Annotated in this window: 1 protein-coding gene; it reads right to left on the bottom strand. The window is 70.9% G+C overall.

Features of this window, described 5'->3' with window-relative positions; translation table 11 throughout:
* A partial coding sequence (locus tag AC4IJH_RS43730) for an MDR/zinc-dependent alcohol dehydrogenase-like family protein (protein WP_490857601.1) occupies positions 1-440 on the bottom strand: 440 nt, incomplete at both ends.

Raw genomic sequence — 440 nt, 5'->3', positions numbered from 1 at the left:
CCGGCCAGCGAGTTCACCACGATGTCCACACCCGCACCGCCCGTGGCAGCCAAGAACTCCGCCTCGAAACCAGCACTCCGCGACGAGGAAATGTGCGCCTCGTCCAGCCCCATCGCCGCCAGCACCGGCCACTTCGCCGGACTCGCCGTAGCGAAAACCTCCAGGCCGAGATAGCGCGCGATCTGCACCGCCGCCATACCCACACCACCGGCAGCCGCGTGTACGACCACCCGCTGACCGGCCCGCGCACCCGCCAGCTCCACCAGCCCGTACCAGGCCGTCATGAACGCGACCGGCACCGAGGCCGCTTGCGCGAACGACCAGCCGTCCGGGATCGGCACCACTTGCCGCGCGTCTGTGACAACGACCGGGCCGAATCCGCCCGCGGCGATCCCCATCACACGGTCGCCCACGGCCAGCCCGGACACCGCAGGACCGGT

This window comes from Streptomyces sp. UF-297 (assembly GCF_058245575.1).
Note: the sequence above shows the minus strand (reverse complement) of the source record. Positions and strands in the feature narration are given on the sequence as shown.